Genomic DNA, 6,277 nt, shown 5'->3' with positions numbered 1-6,277 from the left:
GAGCCTGCATACGACGTGCCTGAAAGTCCTGCATATTTGAGCAAGAGCTGATTTCACGGTACGCCTGTTGCGCTGGTAACCATACTTCTAAATCGTAAGTTTTAGCGGCGCCAAAGCCCATGTCACCTGTGCAAAGCAGTACCTTACGGTAAGGCAGCTCAAGCTTTTGCAACACGGTTTCAGCGTGGCCAGTCAGTTGCTCTAAAGCGTCCATTGATTCTTCAGGTTTCACTAGCCAGACAAGCTCGACTTTATCAAACTGATGCTGACGAATAAGGCCTCGGGTGTCACGACCATGAGAACCAGCCTCGCTGCGGAAACACGGTGTATGCGCCGTAAATTTAAGCGGTAATTCTTCTTCGTCGGCTATTTCGTCACGGTATAGGTTCGTTAACGGTACTTCGGCCGTTGGAATCAATGACATTGGTATTTGGTCTTGTGACTCGCCTTCAATGTGGAATAAATCTTTACCAAATTTAGGTAACTGCCCTGTTCCCAGCAAAGAATCCTGATTCACCATATAAGGCACGTAGGTTTCCAGGTAACCGTGCTCTTGTGTGTGTAAATCCAGCATGAACTGAGTCAGCGCACGATGCAGACGAGCAATACCACCACGCATAACAACAAAGCGCGCCCCGGTTAATTTCGCGGCGGCTTCAAAGTCCATACCTTTGGCTAACGCTTCGCCAAGATCAACGTGATCTTTTACTTCAAAGTCGAACGACTTAGGTTCACCCCAGGTTAATACTTCCTGGTTTTCACTCTCATCTTTACCTTGTGGTACTTCTTCTGCCGGTAAGTTCGGCACACCCATAATAATGTCGTTAAGCTCTTCCTGAATCGCTTTAAGTTCTTCTTTCGCGCTATCCAGCTGGTCACCTAAATCACTCACCGCATCGAGTAACGGCTGTATATCTTCACCCGCTGCTTTCGCTTTACCAATCGCTTTGGAGCGACTGTTACGTTCAGCCTGAAGTTGTTCAGTACGTACCTGTACCTCTTTACGTTGTTCTTCAAGCTTGCTGAGTTTAGCAACGTCTAAGTCGAAGCCTCTTTTAGCAAGTGCTTCTGCGGTATTGTCTAATTCCTCACGGAAGTATTTAGCGTCTAGCATGAGTGTCCTATTTAACCGTTGTTGAGTACAACATCATTGCTGCAACAACAGCAGCAATACAGATAATTACGTTTAAGCCTATGTGTAAGGCGGCTTTTAGCATTTCGCCCTGGCTGGCAAGCGTCACAACCTCAACCGAGAACGTTGAAAAGGTTGTAAATGCCCCTAAAACCCCAACACCAAGGAATAAGCGGGTTGTCTCTGACACGGATTGTTGTTGCCCATACGCCAGTAACAGCCCCAATAAAAAAGAGCCTAATATGTTAACGGTCAGCGTCGCAAAAGGGAATGCCCGCAGTCCAAATGATTGCATCCCAAGGCCAATAGCGTAACGTCCCGAGGCGCCAATGGCTCCGCCGGCAGCTACGCAGAAAAAATGCAGCAATAAGTTATTCATCCGGCTCCCTTTTCCAGTCTGACTTAGCGTCCATGTCCTGTAGCCAGCGCAGCTTTTCCTGCAACTTAATTTCTAAGCCTCGCGGCTCGGGCTGATAAAACTGCGCTTCTGCCAGTTCTGACGGTAAATAACGTTCACCGGGCACATAAGCATTTGGGTAATTGTGCGCATATTGGTAATCAGCACCGTAGCCCTGCTCTTTATGCACTTTGGTGGGTGCATTGCGTAGGTGTTCCGGTACCGGCGCGTCGCTGTGCTCTTTTGCCGCCCTGAGTGCCCCTTTAAACGCATTGTACACCGCATTACTCTTAGCGGCACAAGCACAATAAATAACGGCCTGAGCTATGGCTCTTTCGCCCTCTGCCGGCCCTACTCTGTGATACGTATCCCAGGCGTTTAACGCTAACTGCAGGGCTCTTGGGTCAGCATTACCAATATCTTCAGAGGCAATAGCCAGTAACCTACGTGCTATGACCAGAGCGTCACCACCGCCTGTTAATAAGCGCGCGTACCAATATAAGGCACCGTCTGGCGAAGAGCCTCGTACCGATTTATGAAATGCCGATAGAATATCGTAATAATGGTCACCCTGGTGGTCGAATGCGGTTGCCTTTTCGCCAATAGCGGCGGTAATTAGCTCAGGTGTTATAGGCTGGCTGCTGCTTTCAACAAAGTCGGCCACTACTTCAAGGTAATTCAGCAACCGTCGAGCGTCGCCACCGGCTAAGTCCAGTAACTTTGCTCTGGCCTCTCCTTCAAGTTGAAGCTGTCTGTCCCCCAGCCCTCTTTCAGAATCTTTTAACGCGCGCTCCAAAGCAACTTCAAGATCGTTTTTTGACAGGGTTTGCAACCGATAAACCCGTGCACGTGATAACAACGCATTGTTTAATTCGAACCCTGGGTTCTCTGTCGTCGCGCCAACAAACACAATAGTACCGTCTTCAATATGCGGTAAAAATGCGTCCTGCTGGCTTTTATTAAAACGGTGCACCTCATCGACAAACAAAATCGTTCGGCGTCCCTGCTGTTGGGCAACCTGCTTTGCTTCTTCAATGGCTTGTCTTATGTCTTTTACACCGGAGGTAACCGCACTGATACGACTGACAGTGGCATTGGCGGTAGTGGCGATGAGCTCAGCTAAGGTGGTTTTACCGGTACCTGGAGGCCCCCAGAGAATCATTGAGTGCAAATGACCTTGTTCAACCGCCACTCGCAGCGGCTTTCCGGGGGCTAATAAATGCTGTTGCCCGACATACTCTTCAATAGTTTGCGGACGCATGCGCGCCGCAAGAGGTTTGAAATCAGGCTGAAAGTCTAAATCAAGGCTGGCCACAACAGTTAACTTTGGTCGTCAACATCAACGCCGTCAGGCACGTCAAAAACGAATTGCTCATCATCAATACTTTCGTTTAAAACAACGTCACTTAACATCAACTCGGTGCGTTCACCTTGTGCCTGAACCATCGTTATCTCTTTTAACTTTTCATCGGAGAAAAGAAGCTCAAGCTTCCGACCATTGGTTTCATGCTCAACGAAATAACGTCCTGCTTCTGAACTCACGCTATAGTTTTCCCATTGCTTGCCATTGCTGTCCAGCACCAACAATAACGGACTGTCATCCACCATGTCCTGCTGTGCATAGACAGTGACTTGCTCGACAAATGGGTTGTAGTACCAAACCTTAGTACCATTAGCGATCATTACACTCTCATCCGGCTCTTTAGTATGCCAGTAAAGGCTTGCCGGACGCTTTAGCTTTAATGTGCCACTAAGGTTTTGCAATACACTGCCCTGCTCGTCTCTCACCCTTTGCTGAAAGTCGGCAGATAGGCTTTGCGTTTGTTTCAGGAGTTTCTGTAACTCATGCTTATCTGACTCAGACTCTGAAGCAAATGCACTAAAAGAAACGGCCATAATCATGGTAAATACAACTGCTTTCATGAATTTAATCCCTTGGAGTTCTTGGGGCCAACACTTCGCGCTGGCCATTGTTACCGGCACTGGTTACGACACCGGACATTTCCATTTGTTCGACAATGCGTGCAGCGCGATTATAACCAATACGGAATTTCCGCTGTACACTGGACACAGATACTCGTTGAGTTTCGGTCACGAAAGCAACAGCTTCGTCATAAAGCGGATCGGACTCTGCGTCATCCATTTCTTGTTGCTCACCCGGCAGTAAACCCTCTTCACCCTGGTCGCCGGACAGTATTTCTTCCAAATAATTTGGTCGACCGCGTTTCTTCCAGTCTTTAACCACGGCATGCACTTCGTGATCATCAACAAAGGCTCCGTGAACACGAACCGGAGAACCACTTCCCGGCGGTAAATAGAGCATGTCACCCTGACCTAAAAGCTGATCTGCCCCCGGTTGGTCAAGGATAGTACGAGAGTCCACTTTGGAGGACACCTGAAACGCAATACGGGTTGGGATGTTAGCTTTTATCAAACCAGTAATAACATCCACTGACGGGCGCTGTGTTGCCAAAATAAGATGGATACCAGCGGCTCGGGCCTTTTGAGCTATGCGAGCAATAAGCTCTTCTACTTTTTTGCCAACAATCATCATCATGTCGGCGAATTCATCAATGACAACAACTATGTTTGGCAACTTCTCTAACACCGGTGGCAACTCATCCATAGAGTCACCCGGTTTCCAGATAGGATCCCGCAGCGGTTCGCCGGCTTTTTCTGCCGCTTTAACTTTGGCGTTATAGCCTTTTAAGTTACGCACACCTAATGCTGACATTAACTTATAACGACGCTCCATTTCGCCGACACACCAGCGTAAAGAGTTTGCCGCATCTTTCATGTCGGTCACAACTTCTGTCAGCAAGTGTGGAATACCCTCGTAGACAGACAACTCGAGCATTTTCGGGTCAATCATAATGAGTCGGACATCTTCCGGTGTGCTCTTATAAAGCAAGCTCAGAATCATCACGTTGACACCAACGGACTTACCTGAACCTGTCGTACCTGCGACCAGGAGGTGCGGCATTTTAGCTAAGTCCACAACCACAGGTTTACCCGCAATGTCTTTACCTAAAATCATTGTCAGTGGCGAGTCGCTGTTCGTGAATTGGTCGCTGTTGATCACCTCACTCAGCTGTACGATTTCGCGATGCTTATTCGGAAGCTCCAGCCCCACATAAGACTTACCGGGTATAACCTCAACTACCCGCACTGCAACAGCGGACAACGTACGAGCAATATCTTTTGCTAAATTCGATATTTTCGAAACCTTAACCCCCGGCGCTAAGTCCAGCTCAAACCGGGTGATAACAGGTCCCGGCTGAACGTGGGCTACACGAACATCAACGCCAAACTCTTTTAATACGGTTTCAACCGTACGTGAAACTTGATCAAGTTCTTCCTGGGTAATGGGGTTGTCTTTTTTGTTTGGCCGGTCCAGAAGCTCTATCGACGGTAAAGGAGGAAGTAATTCGCCTTCGTCTGCATCATCGCTTTCCGGCTCTTTTGTTTTTGGTGTTGCCGGTTCGCTACTGTTTGTTTTTTTCTTCGCAGCTTGTTTGCTGAACCGTGGTGCACCACTCTCATCATGCTCATCATCGACAGAGTTTATCGACGGCAGGCTCAATACCGGCTCTTGTTTATCCGCGCCAAATAAGTCGCTGTTTAAGCTCGAAGCGCTTTTTTCTTCCAGCGCTTGCTCTCGCTTTTCATTGTAGGTTTCGTCATTTTCACTATCTGATGCTTCTGTGCTACCTCGGCTATTCCATAGAACTTTTGCTTTTTCTATCAGCCATAAAACACCGTCGATAACCCACTCACCTAATTTGTCTGCAACCTGTAACCAGCTTATTCCGGTAACTAAGGTTACTCCGGTAAAAAAGAAAGTCAGTAGCAGTAAGGTGGTACCCACAAAATTCAAATACGGCAGTAATGAAGCGGCGATAACGTCGCCAATGACGCCACCGGCTGAAAAGTAATAAATATCATCGAAGTTAATGGAAGACAGCGCAGAAGCGCCAATCAGCGCGAGCATTGCGCCAATCATACGTAAACTGACTGCCAGGTAATCCATTTCCAGCAGTTGGTAGGTTTTTCGGAATAATAAGTAGCCTACACCGACAAAGCCAAAAGGAATAAGATAAGCCACAAAGCCAAAAGCAAATAGAAGGACATCGGCCACCCACGCGCCTACGGCTCCACCCGCATTATGTATGCTTCCTTCATAACCTGTTTGTGACCAACTGGGATCAGCCGGGTTAAAGCTCACCAATGACAAAAAAATGAAAATGGCTAGCGCACCACTTATTAGCAACCCTGCTTCTAAAACTCTTTGTACACCTGTCATTATCTTATTGCAGCGCCTTCGTTAATATTATTATTGGTATTCATTAGTATCCGCATGATTGTAGCGGATGTCAGCCCTAATGTTACCCCTTTACTAATACTTTATTTTCCTGTTTTACCTCTTCCATGACCACATAAGTTCGTGACTCATCAACCCCGGGCATCATTAACAAAGTTTCACCCAGTAATTTACGATATGCACGCATATCGGGAACTCGTGCCTTTATCAGAAAATCGAAATCACCCGCCACTAAATGGCACTCTAGAATTTCATCCGTTTTTCGTGCTGCCTCACTAAACTCCGCAAAAGCGTCTGCGGAAGTTCGGGTCAACGTTATTTCAACGAAAACCATCAGGTTAGCACCTAATTTAGCAGGATTAATTTTAGCATGGTAACTTTCTATAACCTGTTCGCGCTCCAGCTTGCGAACACGCTCGAGACGGGT

General features: G+C 47.5%; 6 protein-coding genes. All 6 read right to left on the bottom strand.

Annotated features, from left to right (window positions below; all coding sequences use genetic code 11):
* Window positions 1-1,114: serine--tRNA ligase (serS, locus tag B3180_RS13330; RefSeq protein ID WP_286845032.1), on the bottom strand; the 1,114-nt coding region annotated here is incomplete at its 3' end.
* Between the two features lie 7 nt (window positions 1,115-1,121).
* Complete coding sequence (gene crcB / locus B3180_RS13325) at window positions 1,122-1,511, bottom strand: fluoride efflux transporter CrcB (RefSeq protein ID WP_278358705.1); 390 nt, start codon at window positions 1,509-1,511, stop codon at window positions 1,122-1,124.
* Complete coding sequence (locus B3180_RS13320) at window positions 1,504-2,790, bottom strand: replication-associated recombination protein A (RefSeq protein ID WP_278358829.1); 1,287 nt, start codon at window positions 2,788-2,790, stop codon at window positions 1,504-1,506. The genes crcB and B3180_RS13320 overlap by 8 nt, the downstream gene beginning before the upstream one ends.
* Window positions 2,791-2,849: 59 nt before the next feature.
* Window positions 2,850-3,452 carry an outer membrane lipoprotein chaperone LolA gene (gene lolA / locus B3180_RS13315; protein WP_199494983.1) on the bottom strand — a complete coding sequence of 201 codons (603 nt, stop codon included), beginning with the start codon at window positions 3,450-3,452 and terminating at the stop codon, window positions 2,850-2,852.
* A gap of 4 nt (window positions 3,453-3,456) precedes the next feature.
* A complete protein-coding gene (locus B3180_RS13310) occupies window positions 3,457-5,832 on the bottom strand; it encodes a DNA translocase FtsK (RefSeq protein WP_286845029.1) in 2,376 nt (791 codons plus the stop codon).
* A gap of 82 nt (window positions 5,833-5,914) precedes the next feature.
* Window positions 5,915-6,277, bottom strand: a 363-nt coding sequence (locus tag B3180_RS13305) for an Lrp/AsnC ligand binding domain-containing protein (protein WP_286845027.1), incomplete at its 5' end; no start/stop codon positions are given.

The organism is Idiomarina sp. UBA4206 (assembly GCF_002383015.1).
Classification (GTDB): Bacteria; Pseudomonadota; Gammaproteobacteria; order Enterobacterales; family Alteromonadaceae; genus Idiomarina; species Idiomarina abyssalis.
Note: the sequence above shows the minus strand (reverse complement) of the source record. Positions and strands in the feature narration are given on the sequence as shown.

Excerpts from the sequence above, each read along its gene's own strand:
- B3180_RS13310 (WP_286845029.1), bottom strand. The coding sequence starts at position 5,832 with ATGACAGGTGTACAAAGAGTTTTAGAAGCAGGGTTGCTAATAAGTGGT.
- crcB (WP_278358705.1), bottom strand. The coding sequence starts at position 1,511 with ATGAATAACTTATTGCTGCATTTTTTCTGCGTAGCTGCCGGCGGAGCC.
- lolA (WP_199494983.1), bottom strand. The coding sequence starts at position 3,452 with ATGAAAGCAGTTGTATTTACCATGATTATGGCCGTTTCTTTTAGTGCA.
- B3180_RS13320 (WP_278358829.1), bottom strand. The coding sequence starts at position 2,790 with ATGCGTCCGCAAACTATTGAAGAGTATGTCGGGCAACAGCATTTATTA.